A 16,420-nucleotide genomic window follows, 5' to 3' on the forward strand; every position below is an offset into this window, starting at 1 on the left:
CGGTATTACTCGTCTGCTTCATCACCTGCCTGACCGCCTTCACCCGACTGCACGTAACCACCGCCCGGACCGACCTTCACGTTGCGTGCCGGAACGACGGTGGAAATGGCGTGCTTGTAGACCATCTGACTGACCGTGTTGCGCAGCAGGACCACGAACTGGTCGAACGACTCGATCGTGCCCTGCAGCTTGATGCCGTTCACCAGGTACACCGAAACCGGCACGCGTTCGCGCCGCAGTGCGTTCAAGAAAGGATCCTGCAGCGATTGCCCCTTGGACATTGCACACTCCTGATTATTGTTCTTATTGGGTTGCCGACGGTTGCCGCGGCCCCCGAGCCGCCCGCCGACCGATGATGTTACACGGCTGGCGGGGATTCAGCGTGCGACGAAGGTCGACACCGCGCTGGCCAGGCGCTCCCCATCAACATTGGGGTCGAACCAGCGCGCATCAAGCTCGCCGCGCAGCCAGGTCAGCTGGCGCTTGGCCAGTTGCCGGGTGGCGAAGATCGCCTTGTCACGGAAACGGGCGGCATCACCCTCCCCGTCCAGGTACTCCCAGGCCTGCCGATAGCCGACCGCACGCACTGCCGGCAGGTCCAGGGGCGCCTCCACGGCTGCCATTTCCGGCATCGCGCGCAATGCCCGCACCTCGTCGAGGAACCCCTGCCCCAGCATGGCGTCGAAGCGCGCCTCGATGCGCTGGTGCAGAACCGCACGGTCGCGTGGAGCGAGGATCAGCTTGAGGGTGCGCACCGGCAATGGCGCTACGCCCGGCCGGCGCTGCCATTCAGTAATGGGGATACCGGTCAGGCGATAGACCTCCAGCGCCCGCTGGATGCGTTGCGGATCGGTCGCATGGATGCGTGCGGCGGCGGCCGGGTCGACGTTGGCCAGCTCGGCGTGCAGTGCCGCCCAGCCACGCTCGGCCGCCTCGGCGCTGAGCGCTTCGCGCATTGCCGGGTCGGCCTCCGGCATCGGCGACAGGCCCTGCAGCAGCGCCCGGAAGTACAGGCCAGTGCCACCGGCCAGGATCGGCGTCCTGCCACGCGCCGCGATGTCGGCCACGACCCGCCCGGCATCGGCGGCGAACTCGGCCGCCGAGTAGGTCTGCCAGGGGTCACGCAGGTCCAGCAGATGGTGCGGCGCCTGCGCGCGCTCCGTCGCATCGGGCTTGGCCGAACCGATGTCCAGGTGGCGGTACACCAGTGCCGAGTCGACGCTGACGATTTCCCCATCCAGCTGCCGTGCCAGGGCGATCGCAGTGGCGGTCTTGCCACTGGCGGTCGGCCCCATCACGGCGATCGCCAGTGGCCGCCGATCGATACCCATCAGTCTTCGTCCGGCCAGCGGATCGTCGGCGCAGCGTCGGCGCGCGGCGTCGGTACGGCTTGCACCGCCTGCCAGATCTTCAGCGCATCAACTGTGGCCGCCACGTCATGCACGCGTACGATGCGCGCGCCACGCTGGACCGCGATCAGGTGCGCGGCCACCGAGGCCGCTACCCGCTCGGACGGCGTATCGCGACCTGTCAGTTCACCGAGACTGCGCTTGCGCGACAGGCCGGCCAGCATCGGCACGCCCAGTTCCAGAAAGCGCTCCGAACGCGCCAGCAGGGTCATGTTGTGGCCGGTGGTCTTGCCGAAGCCGAAACCGAGGTCGATCAGCAGGTTCTTCCTCGCGATGCCTGCCATCTCGGCAGCGAACAGGCGCTGCACCAGGAAGCCGTGAACCTCGCCGACCACATCGTCGTAGTGCGGATCGGCCTGCATGTGGCCCGGTTCGCCCTGCATGTGCATCAGCACCACCGGCACGCCGGTTTCCGCAGCGGCCTCGAGCGCACCCTCCTGGCGCAGGCCGAAGATGTCGTTGATCATGCCGGCGCCAGCGGCCACGGCCGCGCGCATCACTTCCGGCTTGAAGGTGTCGATGCTGATCGGCACGTGGGTCCGGGCCGCCAGCTGCTCGATCACCGGAATCACCCGGCCCAGCTCCTCCTCGACCGATACCGGCGTGGCGCCCGGGCGGGTCGATTCGCCGCCGATATCGAGAAGGTCCGCGCCCTCCTCGACCAGCTTCAGGCCATGAGCGATTGCGGCCTCGGTGGTGTCGTGCGCGCCGCCATCGGAAAACGAGTCCGGGGTGACGTTGACGATGCCCATGACCTGGGCACGGTCGAGGCGCAGGATGCGGCCGGCGCAATCGAGCTGGGGCGAGGTATCGAACATCGGTAATCCTGCTGGAACAACGGCGGGTAGTTTAGTTCGGCAGGGCGGCGCCCTGCACCCGCCGAGGCAACGGCCACAGCAAAAGCCCAAGCAACAGCAGAAGCTGGTTTCCTGAGGGTAGGCGGGGTGGGTCCGGCTGCGGGAGACGCCGTGAACCCGTCCATGGGGGCTTGGCCGCGGCATCCATGCCGCGGACACTCCCGCAACCGGACCCAACCCGCCTTCGACAGTCTTCCGCGATCTTCAGTAGATCCACGCCATGCGTGGATGCTCTTCGTTCAATTCTCGAGAAATTCGAATTCGATGGAGATTGATCAACGCATGGCGTGGATCTACCGTGTCGACCAAGGTCGACACCCACCAACAGCAGCAGAAATCTGTCAGAGGTGGGGCGGTGTCGGAGGGCGGGGTGTCAGCCGCATGGATGCGGCTGCCAAGCCCCCATGGACGGGTTCACGGCGTCCCCGCCCTCCGACACCGCCCCGCCAAACCACGGAATGTTGCTGTTGCTGTTGCTGCTGAGGTTGCCGGCCAGCGGCCGGCACTACCGCGGGTGCAGGGCGCAGCCCTGCCGATACCCCTCAACGGCGGCGACGCTTGCGGTCCACGTACAGGGTCCTGGCGATGCTCAGCACGATGCCGACCGCGATACCCACCACGCAGCCCAACAGCAGATTGTCGGCTCCGAGGCCCACACCCACGCCGACCACGGTGGCGATGACCATTTCGACGGTGTGGGAAATCGGTTCGGGCTTCGGGGCAGACATGCGGGCTCCAGCGTCAGTTCGGTTCTTCGGAATGGGCCGGTAGCCCGGAAACGACGAAGCCGGGTTGCCCCGGCCTCGTCTGGTGTCACGCGCAGCGGGCCGTCAGTGCGATTCGGCCGGGCCCGCGATCGGCGGCAGCGGGCGGGCGTCGCCGCCCTTGTCGTTGCCACCATCCTTGTTCGACTTGCTCCAGCCAGCCGGCGGCGGCGGATCGCGGCCTTCCATGATGGCGTCGATCTGCGGCGCGTCGATCGTCTCGTACTGCAGCAGCAGCTGGGACATCGCGTGCAACTTGTCCAGGTTGGCCGTCATCAGCTCGGTAGTGCGCGCGTAGGCTTCGTCGAGGATCTTGCGCACCTCCTCATCGATGCGACGCGCGGTGTCGTTGGACACGCTCTTGTGCTGGGTGACCGAACGGCCCAGGAACACCTCGTCATCCTCTTCGCCATAGGCGATCGGGCCGAGCTGGTCGGACAGGCCCCACTTGGTGACCATGTTGCGGGCCATCTTGGTGGCGCGTTCGATGTCGTTGGAAGCGCCCGTGGTGACCTTGTCGGCACCGAAGATCAGCTCCTCGGCCACACGACCACCGTACAGCGAGCACAGCTGCGACTTGATCGCCACGCGGTTCATCGAATACTTGTCGCCCTCCGGCAGGTACATGGTCACGCCCAGCGCACGGCCGCGTGGGATGATCGTGACCTTGTAGACCGGGTCGTGCTCGGGCACCAGGCGGCCGACAATGGCGTGGCCGGCTTCGTGGTAGGCGGTCAGGGTCTTCTCTTCTTCGCTCATGGCCATCGAGCGGCGCTCGGCACCCATCAGGATCTTGTCGCGGGCACGGTCGAAGTGGTCCATGCGGACTTCCTTCTCGTTGCCACGCGCGGCGAACAGGGCCGCCTCGTTGCACAGGTTGGCCAGATCAGCACCGGAGAAGCCCGGGGTACCCCGCGCGATCACCATCGGCTCGACATCGTCGGCGAGCGGCAGCTTGCGCATGTGGACCTTCAGGATGTGCTCGCGACCCTTCACGTCCGGCAGGCCAACCACGACCTGGCGGTCGAAGCGACCCGGGCGCAGCAGCGCCGGGTCCAGCACGTCCGGACGGTTGGTGGCGGCGATCACGATCACGCCTTCACCGCCCTCGAAACCGTCCATTTCGACCAGCAGCTGGTTCAGGGTCTGCTCGCGCTCGTCATGGCCACCGCCCAGGCCGGCGCCACGGTGGCGACCGACGGCGTCGATTTCGTCGATGAAGATGATGCACGGGGCATGCTTCTTGGCCTGCTCGAACATGTCGCGCACGCGGCTGGCGCCGACGCCGACGAACATTTCCACGAAGTCCGAACCGGAGATCGAGAAGAACGGCACCTTGGCTTCGCCGGCGATGGCCTTGGCCAGCAGCGTCTTGCCGGTACCCGGCGGGCCCACCATCAGCACGCCGCGCGGAATCTTGCCACCCAGCTTGGTGAACTTGGACGGGTCGCGCAGGAAGTCGACCAGCTCGCCCACTTCTTCCTTGGCCTCGTCGCAGCCGGCGACGTCGGCGAAGGTGACCTTGATCTGGTCCTCGCCCTGCAGCTTGGCGCGCGACTTGCCGAAGGACATCGCGCCCTTGGCACCGCCGCCACCGCCTTGCATCTGGCGCATGATGAACAACCAGAAGCCGATGATCAGGATGACCGGCAGAAAATTCATCAGGATCGCGCCGAGGGAGATGCCGCTGGACGGCTCCTCCTGCACGATCTCCACGTTCTTGGTGCGCAGCACGTTGATCAGGTCGCGATCGAACGGTGCGGTGATGGTGGATGTCTGCCCGCCGCGGGTGGTGTAGGTCAGCTGGCTGGTGCCGCCGCGCATGTCGCCGCCAAAGGCGACCTTCTGCACGTTGCCGCTGTCCACCTGGTCCAGGAACTGCGAGTACGACGCACCCTGCGCGCCGGCTCCGGAGGACTTCGGCGAGAAGCTCTGGAAGACCACCATCAGCACGACGGCGACGACCACCCATAGCAGGAGGTTCTTGGTCAAGTCGTTCATCCTCATTGGCTCCGGTGTTCCTCTCAGTGCTGGCGTTGCGTGGGGGTCGAACTTGCGTACATTGCGAGCTTACTTCATGTGGGCGCGTTTTCCCTGACCCAAGGCGTACACCTCGGGAGAGCGCTTGCGCGAGGCTTCCGGCTTGCGGATGGAGACCTTGTCGTACCGGCGGCGCATGTCGCGCACGTAGTCGTCAAAGCCCTCGCCCTGGAACAGCTTGATCAGGAATGCCCCACCGGTCTTCAGGTGGTTGTCGGCAAAATCCAGGGCCAGCTCCGCCAGGTGCATCATCCGCGGCTGGTCGACCGCGCCCACACCACTCTTATTGGGGGCCATGTCCGACAGCACAAGGTCTACCGGCTGATCCCCGAGCATGGCTTCAAACTGCGATAGGACCGCTTCTTCCCTGAAGTCACCATGAAGGAACTCCACGCCGGCCAGCGGCGGCATGTCCAGGATGTCCAGGGCCAGCACGCGGCCGGTGTCGCCGATCTGTCTCCTAACCTGCTGAGACCAGCCACCCGGCGCCGCGCCGAGGTCGACCACCACCATGTGCGGCTTCAGCAGCCGGTCACGTTCAAGCAGCTCTTCGAGCTTGTAGGCGGCGCGCGAGCGCATGCCTTCGGCCTGCGCCTTCTTCACGAAGGGGTCGGAGAAGTGTTCCTTGAGCCAGCGCTGGCTGCTTTTGCTGCGGGTAGCCATTGAAAATAGGGGCTGATGGGGTCCTCATGATACCCTGATCGCCCCATTCAACCGTGTTTTCCTGCATGTCCATCGCCCTGACCGCTTCCCAGACCCGTTTCCTGCGCGGCCAAGCCCACGACCTGAAGGCCCTGCTGCAGACCGGCGGCAAGGGTGTGACCCCGGCCTTCATCGCTGAGCTGAACGAAGTGCTGGAGCGCCACGAGCTGGTCAAGGTGAAGGTCGCTGCCGAGGATCGCGACGCCCGTGACGTGATGATCGGCGAGATCGTCGAAGCCACCGAGAGCGCTCTGGTGCAGCGCATCGGCCACGTCGCCGTGCTGTACCGCCCGAGCAGGGAACAGCGCCAGATCGTGCTGCCGCGCGGCTGATCGCCCTACCGTCATGCAGCTGAACCACGAACCGCCCGACTACGCCTACAGCCTGCGCGCCGCCGATGGTCGCTCGGCCAAGGTCAATGACCAGGTGCTGGACGGGAGCTTCTTCCTGACCCCGGACCAGCTGGTCGCGCATTGGCCGGTGGCGAGCGCCGCTGCGTTGCAGCTGGCGGACCTGGAGCCGATCCTGGCGCTGAACCCGGCGCTGATCGTGCTGGGTACCGGTGACCGCCAGGTGTTCCCATCGGCGGTGGTGATGGCCGCCTGCCTGTCACGCGGCATCGGCCTGGAAGTGATGAACAATCCAGCCGCCGCACGCACCTTCAACATCCTGGCAGGCGAAGGCCGCAAGGTCGCGGCTGCTTTCATTCTGGAAGGCTGAGTTCTCGAGTCACCGGTGCCTCCGGCCCCTAGCGGCCTGAAGGCGCGCAGCGGAATGCCGAGAACTCCTGGAGCCGGCCGATCAGGTGGCCGCCCTGCCCCCAGCGGATATCCATGACCTTCCAGTCCCGGTCCTGCCGCTGCAGCAGGACCCGGTCGGTCCATCGATAGTCGCCCACTGCCATGTCGACGCGGATCCAGGTCGCGTCACCCCTCGATTCGGGCATTCCCACCGCGACCGTGTCCGGTCGGTCCGGCGCCAGCAGATACAGGCTCTGGTCGAGCATGTGCGGCTTCTCGTCGTGCGCGGCCAGCGCGGTGCAGGCCCGCTCGTAAGCATGCTGCGCATCGACCGCCGAGCGCAGGGCATCGCCCAGCGACGGCGGGATGGCCGCTTCATCTGAAGCCGGCGCCTGGACTACGGCGTAAAGACGGGTGACCACGTCGCGCGGATCGCTGGCCGCGGTGACCAGCGGCGCGACGATCAGCAAGGCGAGAACGGAAGCAGGACGCAGCATGGGGTACCGGGTCGACTGGGACCGCTCAAGAATGCCGGGTATCCGGTCCGCCGTGAAGGTGAGCCTGCGGCACACAGGATCGCAAACGACCGCTCCGCAGTCGCTGAGTCGAGCACGGCTCTACAGGTCAGGAACGCCAGGCATGGCCCGGCACTCCCTGTTCCAACCGCGTCAACGTGCCGGCAGGTACTGCTGCGGATCGACCGGCTTGCCGTTGTAGCGAATCTCGAAGTGGACCATGTCGCGGTTCGCACCGGTGCGGCCCATTTCGGCGATCTGCTCGCCAGCCTTCACGCTCTGCCCTTCATTGACCAGGCGCTTGCGGTTGTGACCATAGGCGGACAGCCACTGGTCGCTGTGCTTGATGATGATCAGTTCGCCGTAGCCGACCAGGCCGGCACCGGAGTACACCACCACACCGTTGGCGGTTGCCTTGACCGGCTGGCCGCTGGTGCCGGCGATGTCGACGCCCTGCTTGGTCGCGTCACCGGCCACGTAGCGGCCGACGATCGCGCCATCGGCTGGCCAGCGCCAGGCGATGTTGCTCTTCACCGGCCCGACCGGCGCCGGGGCCGGCGCGGTGCTGCCGCCACTGCTGCCAGCCGAACGCGGCGGGGTGACCACCGTGGTCGGCGCACGGCCGCTGGTGGCCCCCTGCGGATACAGGCGGATCACCTGGCCGGGGTAGATGGTCGACGGGTTGTCCAGACGATTCCAGGCAATCAGGTCGGCCGGGGTGATGTCATGGATGCGGGCCAGCGCATAGATGGTGTCGCCCTTGCGCACCACCACGGTCTGCCCGGGCTTGGGTACCGAGGTCTTCGGCGTGGTCACGCCGCCAGCGTTGCCGCCGCCCGGGCGGACCACGGTGGCGGTACCGCAGGCGGCCAGTGTGGAAACCAGCAACGCCAGCGCGCCGATGCGCACTCCCTTGCTCAGACGATCAGGATTCATGCGAACTTCGACCTCCATACAAGCCAGGCGATCAGCACCACCACCAGCACGGTGGCGATCCAGCCCAGCGGTTCAATCCAGCGACGCAGCGCCGCTTCGGCACGCGCACCACCGATACGGATGACCGCGGCCAGCACGAACACGCGCTTGCCACGACCGATCAACATGCTCAACAGGTACTGCGGCATCGGTACGCCGACGATACCCGATGCCCACGTGAAGACCTTCATCGGGATCGGCATGAAGCCGCCCAGCACCAGGAAGGTGAACACCGCCCACGGCGATTCGGCCATCTTCGCCTGCACGGTGGTGATGCCCTGCTCGATCGCCGGAAGCATGCCCAGCGCCTCGAACACCGGCTTGATCGCCTCGAAAGCGTAATGACCCAGCGCGTAACCAACCAGCGCGCCGACCATCGAGCCCGCCAGGCTGAGGGTGGCGAACCACCAGCCACGCTTGGGCTGGGCCACGCACATCGGTGCCAGCATCACTTCCGGCATCACCGGGAAGATGATCGCTTCAAAGAAACTCAGTACCGTCAGGTAGGTCGGCGCGCGTTCGTGCGCCGCCCACTTCATCGCCCGCTCGTACAGCGGCCCGAAAATCTTCATGCAACCCTGCTCCGTGGATTAGTCGAGCATGCCAGACAGCAGCGGCACGAACGTGACCGGCGCCAGCACGCGTTGTTCGATGCTGCCATCGGGCTTGCGGTCCAGCTGCACCAGCGACTGTCCGCCCGGGCCACCCACCGGCGCCACCAGGCGCCCCCCTTCAGCCAGCTGCCCGACCAGTTCATCGACCAGTGCAGGCGCGGCGGCGGTGACCACGATGGCATCGAACGGACCGTGCTCGGCCCATCCGGCGCGACCGTCGTCATGCTTGGTGCGGATGTTCATGCCCAGTGCGCGGAAGCGCTTGCGTGCCTGCCGCAACAGGTCACCGATACGCTCCACGGTGTAGACCTCCAGGCCCAGCGCGCCCAGGATGGCGGCCTGGTAGCCCGAGCCGGTGCCGACTTCCAGTACGCGCTTCGGCGCGACCTGGAGCACCGCCTCGGTCATCCGGGCGACCACCCAGGGCTGCGAGATGGTCTGGCCATGGCCGATCGGCAGCGCGGTGTCCTCATAGGCACGCGAGGCCAGTGCTTCATCGATGAACAGATGGCGCGGCACAACCCGGATTGCGTTCAAGGTGGACTCGTCGACGATGCCAGCTTCGCGCAGGCGATCGACCAGACGGTCACGCACGCGCTGCGAGGTCATGCCGATGCCGACAGCTTCCGGCTGCAGTCGCAGGCGTGGACTCATGCCGGCCGGTCCAGCGCGGCGCTGAGGCCACCCACCCAGCTGGCCACTTTCTCCAGCGCCTGGTAGCGGGTCAGGTCCACCTGGATCGGGGTGATCGAGATGTGGCCGGTGCGCACCGCGTGGAAGTCGGTGCCCGGGCCGGAGTCCTGCTCGCGCCCGGCCGGGCCGATCCAGTACACCTCGTTGCCGCGCGGATCCTTCTGCGCGATGCAGCCTTCGGCACGATGGCGGTTGCCAAGGCGGGTGACCTCGAAGCCCTTGACCTCGCTCCAGGGCAGATCCGGCACGTTGACGTTGAGGATGGTGTCGGCCGGCAGCGGATCGGCCTTGAGCCGGGCCACGATCTCCACTGCGGCGCGCGCGGCGGTGTCGAAGTGCTTCGGATCGTGGTTGCGGGTAACCAGCGAGACCGCCACCGCCGGCAGGCCGAGGAAGCGGCCTTCCATCGCCGCCGAGACGGTGCCGGAATAGATCACGTCGTCGCCGAGGTTGGCGGCGTTGTTGATGCCTGACACGACGATGTCCGGCTCGAATTCAAGCAGGCCGGTCAGCGCCAGGTGCACGCAGTCGGTCGGCGTGCCAGCCACCGAGACGGTGTAATGGTCGATGCGCTTGAGCCGGATCGGCAGGTCCAGGGTCAGCGAGTTGCTGGCACCGGAGCGATCGCGGTCGGGCGCGACCACCGTGACTTCGTGTCCGGCCTCGCGCAGGACCGAAGCAAGCATCCGGATGCCTGCGGCGTCGACACCATCGTCATTACTGACCAGGATTCGCATCTTCGATTTAACCGCTTGATTTTCCAAGAATTCGATTCCGTCACCGTGCAGTGTGGGCGGGACCGTCGTACTCCCCTGCGGAAGCCGTCGACCCTGCAAGGGCATCGTCTATTGTGCCGCATGCGAGCCGCCGGTCCTACCCTGCCGGCGGTCACGGCCGACATCGAACCGTCATAGGCAGACCCGCGCCGGCGGTTTACCCTGTGCGCATGTCGCACCCTGAAGACGAAGATCCGGCCGCGCTGTTCCGTGCGGCCATCGGTGAAGTGACGCCGCTGCGCAAGGATGCCGAACCGGCGCCTGCTGCACCCCGGCCGAAGCCGCGCGCACGCATGGCCGAACGCGACGAGGCCGAAGCCGCGGGCGAGTTTGCGCGGCTGCTGCGCGACAGTACGCCGCTGGAAGCGGGCGACGTGGCCAGCTACCGCCGCGACAACCTGCCACCGCGCCTGTTCCAGCGTCTCAAGCGCGGCCAGTATTCGGTACAGGATGAGCTCGACCTGCACGGCGCCACCGCCGCGCAGGCGGAAACCCTGCTGCGCCAGTTCCTGCTGGAAGCGCATGCACACGAGTATGGCTGCGTGCGCATCATCCACGGCAAGGGCCTGCAGTCCGATGGCGGTGCACCGGTGCTGAAGAACCTGGTTGATCGCCTGCTGCGGCTGCGCAACGACGTGCTGGCGTTTCATTCGGCGCCGACCGGGCAAGGCGGCACCGGCGCGGTGCTGGTGTTGCTGGCGCGGCGTTGACAAAAAGGGGACGGAGGGAATTAAGTCGTTTGTGCCACAAACGACTTAATTCCCTCCGTCCCCTTTTTTCGTCCCCTTCTTCTGTCAGGCCTGCGCGGCGTCTTCGACGGGGCCGAGTTCGTGCAGCACGGCGGTGGCGTAGCAGCCCGGCGGCAACGCGAACGAGAGTTCCAGTACATCACTGGCCAACCACTGATGCTGCAGCAACGCCGGGCGCAGGCGCAGCGCGCGGCGCTCCTGCTTCAGCCGTGCGTCTTCCAGGCCAGCGCGCAGCGCCTTCGATTCCTCGTCGTCCAGCGCGGCCAGCTCCAGCTCACGTGCAGCGTCGGCGCTGCGCAGCTCGCCTTCGCCCCACAGCGGCGCGCTGGGATGGATGTCGAAACGGGCCAGGCGCTCGGCCAGCACGTCGGTGTAGGGTTCGGGGCCGAACACGCTGCGGCTGCCATCGAGCATCCACACTTCACCGTCCAGCGGTTGATCCCAGTTGCCCTGCTCCACGCGCGCGGCGAGCACACGATTGAACAGCGCCGAGCGGGCGGCTGACAGCAGCAGCGAACGCTGGTCCTTGCGCATGCGGCGGCCACCGAACATCGCCAATGCGGCAGGCACGTTGCCGCCGTCGCGGCCGAAGCGCTGCTCGCCAAACCAGTTCGGCAGGCCGCGCCCGGCGATCTGCTGCAGGCGCTCGCTGATCGCCGCAGCATCGCCCTGCACCTCGCGCAGCACCAGCCTGAAGCGGTTGCCGGCCAGTGCACCACGCTGCAGCTTGCGGTTGTGCCAGGTCGCTTCGAGCACTTCGATCTCATCACTGGCCAGCTCGGCCAGATCCGGCGCGACGCGCTTGGGCAGGTGCACGCTGAAACGCTGGGTGGTGACCGCATGCCGATCCTTCATGCCGGCGTAGCTCACCGCCATTTCCGGCAGGCCCGCCCACTTGGCCAGCAGCTTGGCCACATGCACGGTGTTGGCGCCGCGCTTGCGGATGTGCAGCAACAGGTGCTCACCTTCACCGGTGGCCTCGAAGGCCGGCAGTTCATCCACTTGGAAATCGTCCGGCGTGGTGCGGATGCGCGCCGTCAACAGCGGCGCACCAAACGCCAACGGCAGCGGGATCATGCCGCCACCAGCAACACGACCGCCTGCGCGGCGATGCCTTCGCCGCGGCCGGTGAAGCCCAGCTTCTCCGAGGTGGTCGCCTTGACGCTGACCGCGTCCAGCGGCAGCTGCAGCAGCCCACCAATGCGCTCACGCATGGCCAGCGCATGCGGGCCAACCTTCGGCCGCTCGCAGATCACGGTGATGTCGGTGTTGCCAACGCGCCAGCCACGCTCGCGCAGCAGGCTGTCGCAATGGCGCACGAAATCGCTGCTGTCGGCGCCCTTCCAGCGATCATCGCTCGGCGGGAAATGCTGGCCGATATCGCCCAGCGCCAGCGCACCGAGCATGGCATCGCACAGGGCGTGCAGGATCACGTCGCCGTCGCTGTGCGCCAGCACGCCGCAGCTGTGCGGCACGTTCACTCCGCCGAGCATGATGTGATCGCCTTCACCGAAGGCATGGACGTCGTAGCCCTGGCCGATACGGACGGGCGGGAACGGTGCGGTGCTCATGGATGCAGCCCTTGCAGCAGGGCCGCGCGGGCAGTCAGCCGGCGCGGCGGGAAAGTACGAATTCGAACCGGTCCAGATCGGCCGGGGTGGTGACCTTGAAGTTGTCCTCGCTGCCTTCCACCAGCAGCGGGCGCTGGCCCTGGCGCTCCATGGCCATGGCCTCGTCGGTGACTTCAACACCGGCAGCGGCGGCGTCGGACAGCGCGCGGCTGAGCTGGTGGCGGCGGAACAGCTGTGGTGTCAGCGCACGCCACAGCCGCTCGCGCGGTTCGGTGCCATCGATGCCACCGTCGTCGCCCGCACGCTTGAGGGTGTCGCGCACCGGTGCGGCCAGGATCGCCCCGACCGGATCGGCACGCCCGACTTCAAGCAGGCGGCCAAGATCAGCCAGCGACAGGTTGGGTCGCGCGGCGTCGTGGACCAGCACGAATTCGTCGGCGCGCACCGAGTCCGGCAGTGCCTGCAGCCCGGCCAGCACCGAGGCGGCACGGGTCGCGCCACCGATGCAGGTCAGTACCGGTTTGCCGGCCCATTCGCTCCAGCCCGGCCAGTCGCCATCGTCCTGGCCGATCACCACCATTGCGCCGGCCACGGCCGGATGCGCCAGCAGCGCGTCCAGGGTATGGGCGAGCAGGATCTGCCCGCCCGCCTGCAGGTACTGCTTGGGCAGCGGCGCACCAAAGCGGGCGCCACGGCCGGCAGCCGGAACCACCACCCAGATCGCCGCGCTCATGGCACGTCCGCCGGGTGATCGCCGGCCTGGACAGTGACGCCTGCAGCGGGCTGTGCCGGACGGACCGGCGCATCCTCGACCACGCGGTAGAACTTCTCGCCGGGCTTGATCATGCCCAGCTCGCTGCGCGCGCGTTCCTCGATGGCGGACTGGCCTTCCTTGAGGTCCTTCACTTCGGCGGCCAGCGCGTCGTTGCGCTGCTGCAGACCCTCATTGTCCCGCTCCTGGTTGGCGACCTGGGCTTCGAGCATCATCACTTCACCCGAATTGCCCGGACCAAACCAGAAGCGGTACTGCAGCCAGCCCAGCAACAGGGCCAGCACCAGCAGCATCCAGCGCCAGTCGCGCATCGGCTCAGCGCTTCAGCGAAACGAACGCGTCACGACCGGCGTAACGCGCGCCGGCGCCGAGGGCTTCCTCGATGCGCAGCAGCTGGTTGTACTTGGCCACGCGATCGCTGCGGCACAGCGAGCCGGTCTTGATCTGGGTGGCGGTGGTGGCCACGGCGATGTCGGCGATGGTGGTGTCTTCGGTTTCGCCCGACCGGTGCGAGACCACGGCGGCATAGCCGGCGCGGTCGGCCATGGCGATCGCTTCCAGGGTTTCGCTGAGCGTGCCGATCTGGTTGACCTTGATCAGGATCGCGTTGGCGGTGCCCGAGTCGATGCCTTCCTGGAAGATCTTCGGGTTGGTCACGAACAGGTCGTCACCGACCAGCTGCACCTTCTTGCCGATGCGGTCGGTCAGCAGCTTCCAACCCGCCCAGTCGTTCTCGGCCAGGCCATCTTCAATCGTGATGATCGGGTACTGCGCGGCCCAGTCGGCGAGGAAGTCGACGAACTGCTCGGAAGTCAGGCGCTTGTTCTCGCCGACCAGATTGTACTTGCCGTTCTCGAAGAATTCGCTGGAGGCCACGTCCAGGCCCAGCAGTACGTCTTCACCGGCGGTGTAGCCGGCCTTGCCGATCGCTTCGAGGATGGTGTCCAGCGCTTCGACGTTGCTGCGGAAGTCCGGCGCGAAGCCGCCTTCGTCGCCCACCGCCGTGCTCAGGCCGTGGCCCTTCAGCACCGACTTCAGCGAATGGAAGATTTCGGTACCGGCGCGCAATGCTTCGGAGAACGAGGTGAAGCCGACCGGCAGCACCATGAACTCCTGGAAGTCGACGTTGTTGTCGGCATGCGCGCCGCCGTTGATGATGTTCATCATCGGCACCGGCAGCGACGGGGTCACGCCGGTCCGGGCCGCCAGGTACTGCCACAGCGCCTGCTTGCTGGATGCGGCGGCGGCGTGCGCGGCGGCCATCGAAACACCCAGCAGTGCGTTGGCGCCCAGCCGACCCTTGTTCTCGGTGCCGTCCAGATCGATCAGGCGACGGTCGAGGCCGGCCTGGTCGGTGGCTTCAAACCCCTTCAGCGCGGCGGCAATCGTGGTGTTGACGTTGTCAACGGCCTTGCGCACGCCCTTGCCCAGGTAACGGGTCTTGTCGCCATCACGCAGCTCGACCGCTTCCTTGGTGCCGGTCGAGGCGCCGGAGGGAACCGCGGCGCGACCGAACGAACCGTCCTCCAGGATGACTTCGGCTTCCAGCGTGGGGTTGCCACGGCTGTCGAGGATTTCACGGGCGTGGATGCTGCGGATCGTACTCATGGTCGGGCCGGTTACCTGTCTGGAGAGGGGGCGACAAAACGAATGCCGCGTGATTATCCCCGGCTGCCCGCCACTTGCCAAATGGCCTGGGCAGCATCAGCCCCAGCTGGACCCGATCACGATAAGGACCAGCGAGACCAGCATCACCAGCAATGCACCGGCAATCGCCGCAAGGATGGGGCCACGCCGCCGTCGCCAGGCCAACACCATCGCCACCGGGCTGCCGAGAAAGCACAGCACCATCGTGACCAGCGCGCCCAGCAGCCACCACTGCGTGGCCTGCACGCCATTGTTTCCGTCCCCGGGCGGCCGGAAGCCGGCGGTGAAGGCCAACACGCCCACCACCAGGGCCATCCAGGTCAACACGGACAGCGCCAGCGCGATCAGGCCCCAGGGCCAGCCGCGCGCCGATGGGGTCGTATTCATCAAAGCCATCCGTAGAACAGGGTGCCGATCCACAGAGAAAGCAGGATGATCGCCAGCCCTGCCGGTACCTTGCCACGGTTCAATCGCCAGGCCAGCACAGCCGAAGCGACGCACCCTGCGCTGGCCAGCAGCTCTCCGACCACAAGCGCAATGAAATACGCCCGAAGATCGAGCGCGCTGCCGCCATCACCCGGTGGGCGCACTGACGCGGCGCCGATCAGCACCAGGCAGAACAAGCCCACGGTGAACACCGCGGACAGCCCCAGCGCGATCAGGCCCCACGGCCACTGTCTCCAGTGCCGGCGGCGGCGCTGGGTTTCCAGCGCCACCCACGGGTCACGACTCACGCGAAGCGCGAAAAGCCGTGCTTCTTGGTCACCGCGTCGAGTTCCATCAGGGTCTCGAGCAGGGCCTCCATCTGGTCCAGCGGCCACGCGTTGGGACCATCGGACAGCGCCTTTGACGGATCCGGATGGGTTTCGGCGAACAGGCCGGAGATGCCCACCGCCACCGCGGCACGGGCCAGCACCGGCACGTGCTCGCGCTGGCCGCCTGAGCTGGTGCCCTGCCCGCCCGGCAACTGCACCGAGTGGGTGGCGTCGAACACCACCGGGCAACCGGTCTCGCGCATCACCGCCAGCGAACGCATGTCGCTGACCAGGTTGTTGTAGCCGAAGCTGGCACCGCGCTCGCAGACCATGATCTGCTCGTTGCCGGTGGCCTTGGCCTTCTCCACGACCGGCTTCATGTCCCACGGCGCCAGGAACTGGCCCTTCTTGATGTTGACCGGCTTGCCGGCCGAGCACACCTTGCGGATGAAGTCGGTCTGGCGGACCAGGAACGCCGGGGTCTGCAGCACATCCACCACCGAGGCCACTTCGTCCATCGGGGTGTACTCATGGACGTCGGTCAGCACCGGCACGCCGATCTGCTTCTTCACTTCGGCCAGCACCTTCAGGCCCTCTTCCATGCCCGGGCCGCGGAATGCGGTACCCGAAGTGCGGTTGGCCTTGTCGAAGCTGGACTTGAAGATGAAGTTCACACCGAGCCTGTCGGTGATCTCCTTCAGCTTGCCGGCGGTATCGAGCTGCAGCTGCATCGACTCGATCACGCAGGGGCCGGCGATCAGGAACAGGGGCTGGTCCAGCCCGACCTCGAATCCACACAGTTTCATGGCGTTTCCTTGTTGTCCGCAGCACCGGCAAGGCC

At 66.8% G+C, this 16,420-nt stretch carries 22 protein-coding genes; 3 read left to right on the forward strand and 19 right to left on the reverse strand.

What is annotated here, in order from left to right; all coding sequences use genetic code 11:
- Window positions 1-5: 5 nt before the first annotated feature.
- From hfq to rlmE, 6 genes are all read right to left on the reverse strand, one after another.
- Entirely contained in the window at window positions 6-281 is a 276-nt protein-coding gene (hfq, locus tag AC10QF_RS00140) for an RNA chaperone Hfq (RefSeq protein WP_004152891.1), read from the reverse strand.
- Window positions 282-377: 96 nt separating this feature from the next.
- Window positions 378-1,331, reverse strand: a complete 954-nt coding sequence (miaA, locus tag AC10QF_RS00145; protein WP_494541544.1) for a tRNA (adenosine(37)-N6)-dimethylallyltransferase MiaA — start codon at window positions 1,329-1,331, stop codon at window positions 378-380.
- Window positions 1,331-2,227 (reverse strand): dihydropteroate synthase, encoded by an 897-nt coding sequence (gene folP, locus AC10QF_RS00150; RefSeq protein WP_053499100.1) that lies wholly within the window; start codon window positions 2,225-2,227, stop codon window positions 1,331-1,333. Before folP ends, miaA begins: the two co-directional genes overlap by 1 nt.
- 581 nt (window positions 2,228-2,808) lie before the next feature.
- The gene (locus tag AC10QF_RS00155) at window positions 2,809-2,994 is read right to left on the reverse strand and encodes a hypothetical protein (protein ID WP_065179301.1); all 186 of its coding nucleotides are present in this window, start codon (window positions 2,992-2,994) and stop codon (window positions 2,809-2,811) included.
- Window positions 2,995-3,096: 102 nt separating this feature from the next.
- A complete protein-coding gene (ftsH, locus tag AC10QF_RS00160) occupies window positions 3,097-5,031 on the reverse strand; it encodes an ATP-dependent zinc metalloprotease FtsH (RefSeq protein ID WP_005416038.1) in 1,935 nt (644 codons plus the stop codon).
- Between the two features lie 69 nt (window positions 5,032-5,100).
- Entirely contained in the window at window positions 5,101-5,733 is a 633-nt protein-coding gene (rlmE, locus tag AC10QF_RS00165; RefSeq protein WP_005409014.1) for a 23S rRNA (uridine(2552)-2'-O)-methyltransferase RlmE, read from the reverse strand.
- A gap of 65 nt (window positions 5,734-5,798) precedes the next feature.
- Here rlmE and yhbY point away from each other — a divergent pair, with 65 nt between their 5' ends.
- Together yhbY and AC10QF_RS00175 are read left to right on the forward strand one after the other, a co-directional pair.
- The gene (yhbY, locus tag AC10QF_RS00170) at window positions 5,799-6,104 is read left to right on the forward strand and encodes a ribosome assembly RNA-binding protein YhbY (RefSeq protein WP_005416037.1); all 306 of its coding nucleotides are present in this window, start codon (window positions 5,799-5,801) and stop codon (window positions 6,102-6,104) included.
- Window positions 6,105-6,117: 13 nt separating this feature from the next.
- On the forward strand, window positions 6,118-6,492 hold the full coding sequence (locus AC10QF_RS00175) for an Mth938-like domain-containing protein (protein ID WP_005416036.1): 375 nt from the start codon (window positions 6,118-6,120) through the stop codon (window positions 6,490-6,492).
- Window positions 6,493-6,520: 28 nt separating this feature from the next.
- On the opposite strand, the gene AC10QF_RS00180 is transcribed toward AC10QF_RS00175, so the two are convergent.
- The 5 genes from AC10QF_RS00180 to surE all read right to left on the reverse strand — a co-directional run bounded on the left by AC10QF_RS00180 (window position 6,521) and on the right by surE (window position 10,046).
- Complete coding sequence (locus tag AC10QF_RS00180; protein ID WP_065179302.1) at window positions 6,521-7,009, reverse strand: hypothetical protein; 489 nt, start codon at window positions 7,007-7,009, stop codon at window positions 6,521-6,523.
- A gap of 171 nt (window positions 7,010-7,180) precedes the next feature.
- Window positions 7,181-7,963 carry a peptidoglycan DD-metalloendopeptidase family protein gene (locus AC10QF_RS00185; RefSeq protein WP_005416034.1) on the reverse strand — a complete coding sequence of 261 codons (783 nt, stop codon included), beginning with the start codon at window positions 7,961-7,963 and terminating at the stop codon, window positions 7,181-7,183.
- On the reverse strand, window positions 7,960-8,574 hold the full coding sequence (locus tag AC10QF_RS00190) for a YqaA family protein (RefSeq protein WP_005416033.1): 615 nt from the start codon (window positions 8,572-8,574) through the stop codon (window positions 7,960-7,962). Before AC10QF_RS00190 ends, AC10QF_RS00185 begins: the two co-directional genes overlap by 4 nt.
- A gap of 18 nt (window positions 8,575-8,592) precedes the next feature.
- Window positions 8,593-9,270 (reverse strand): protein-L-isoaspartate(D-aspartate) O-methyltransferase, encoded by a 678-nt coding sequence (locus tag AC10QF_RS00195; RefSeq protein WP_005416032.1) that lies wholly within the window; start codon window positions 9,268-9,270, stop codon window positions 8,593-8,595.
- Window positions 9,267-10,046 (reverse strand): 5'/3'-nucleotidase SurE, encoded by a 780-nt coding sequence (gene surE, locus AC10QF_RS00200; RefSeq protein ID WP_005416031.1) that lies wholly within the window; start codon window positions 10,044-10,046, stop codon window positions 9,267-9,269. The genes AC10QF_RS00195 and surE overlap by 4 nt, the downstream gene beginning before the upstream one ends.
- Window positions 10,047-10,255: 209 nt before the next feature.
- Here surE and AC10QF_RS00205 point away from each other — a divergent pair, with 209 nt between their 5' ends.
- Window positions 10,256-10,795, forward strand: coding sequence for a Smr/MutS family protein (locus tag AC10QF_RS00205; protein ID WP_005409007.1), 540 nt, complete (start codon window positions 10,256-10,258; stop codon window positions 10,793-10,795).
- An 84-nt stretch (window positions 10,796-10,879) separates the two neighbouring features.
- On the opposite strand, the gene truD is transcribed toward AC10QF_RS00205, so the two are convergent.
- The 8 genes from truD to kdsA form a co-directional block, all read right to left on the reverse strand.
- On the reverse strand, window positions 10,880-11,911 hold the full coding sequence (gene truD, locus AC10QF_RS00210; protein ID WP_065179303.1) for a tRNA pseudouridine(13) synthase TruD: 1,032 nt from the start codon (window positions 11,909-11,911) through the stop codon (window positions 10,880-10,882).
- Complete coding sequence (ispF, locus tag AC10QF_RS00215) at window positions 11,908-12,405, reverse strand: 2-C-methyl-D-erythritol 2,4-cyclodiphosphate synthase (protein WP_005409005.1); 498 nt, start codon at window positions 12,403-12,405, stop codon at window positions 11,908-11,910. Before ispF ends, truD begins: the two co-directional genes overlap by 4 nt.
- 34 nt (window positions 12,406-12,439) lie before the next feature.
- A complete protein-coding gene (gene ispD, locus AC10QF_RS00220) occupies window positions 12,440-13,138 on the reverse strand; it encodes a 2-C-methyl-D-erythritol 4-phosphate cytidylyltransferase (protein WP_005416029.1) in 699 nt (232 codons plus the stop codon).
- Entirely contained in the window at window positions 13,135-13,488 is a 354-nt protein-coding gene (gene ftsB, locus AC10QF_RS00225; RefSeq protein WP_005416028.1) for a cell division protein FtsB, read from the reverse strand. Before ftsB ends, ispD begins: the two co-directional genes overlap by 4 nt.
- Window positions 13,489-13,492: 4 nt before the next feature.
- Window positions 13,493-14,785 carry a phosphopyruvate hydratase gene (gene eno, locus AC10QF_RS00230; protein ID WP_053500065.1) on the reverse strand — a complete coding sequence of 431 codons (1,293 nt, stop codon included), beginning with the start codon at window positions 14,783-14,785 and terminating at the stop codon, window positions 13,493-13,495.
- Between the two features lie 96 nt (window positions 14,786-14,881).
- Window positions 14,882-15,211: a hypothetical protein gene (locus AC10QF_RS00235; RefSeq protein WP_005416026.1), complete on the reverse strand. Its 330-nt coding sequence runs from the start codon at window positions 15,209-15,211 to the stop codon at window positions 14,882-14,884.
- A complete protein-coding gene (locus AC10QF_RS00240) occupies window positions 15,211-15,558 on the reverse strand; it encodes a hypothetical protein (RefSeq protein WP_005416025.1) in 348 nt (115 codons plus the stop codon). The genes AC10QF_RS00235 and AC10QF_RS00240 overlap by 1 nt, the downstream gene beginning before the upstream one ends.
- A complete protein-coding gene (kdsA, locus tag AC10QF_RS00245; RefSeq protein ID WP_005416024.1) occupies window positions 15,555-16,385 on the reverse strand; it encodes a 3-deoxy-8-phosphooctulonate synthase in 831 nt (276 codons plus the stop codon). Before kdsA ends, AC10QF_RS00240 begins: the two co-directional genes overlap by 4 nt.
- Window positions 16,386-16,420: the final 35 nt, after the last annotated feature.

Source organism: Stenotrophomonas maltophilia complex sp. Om-AH-Sm3 (assembly GCF_059337855.1).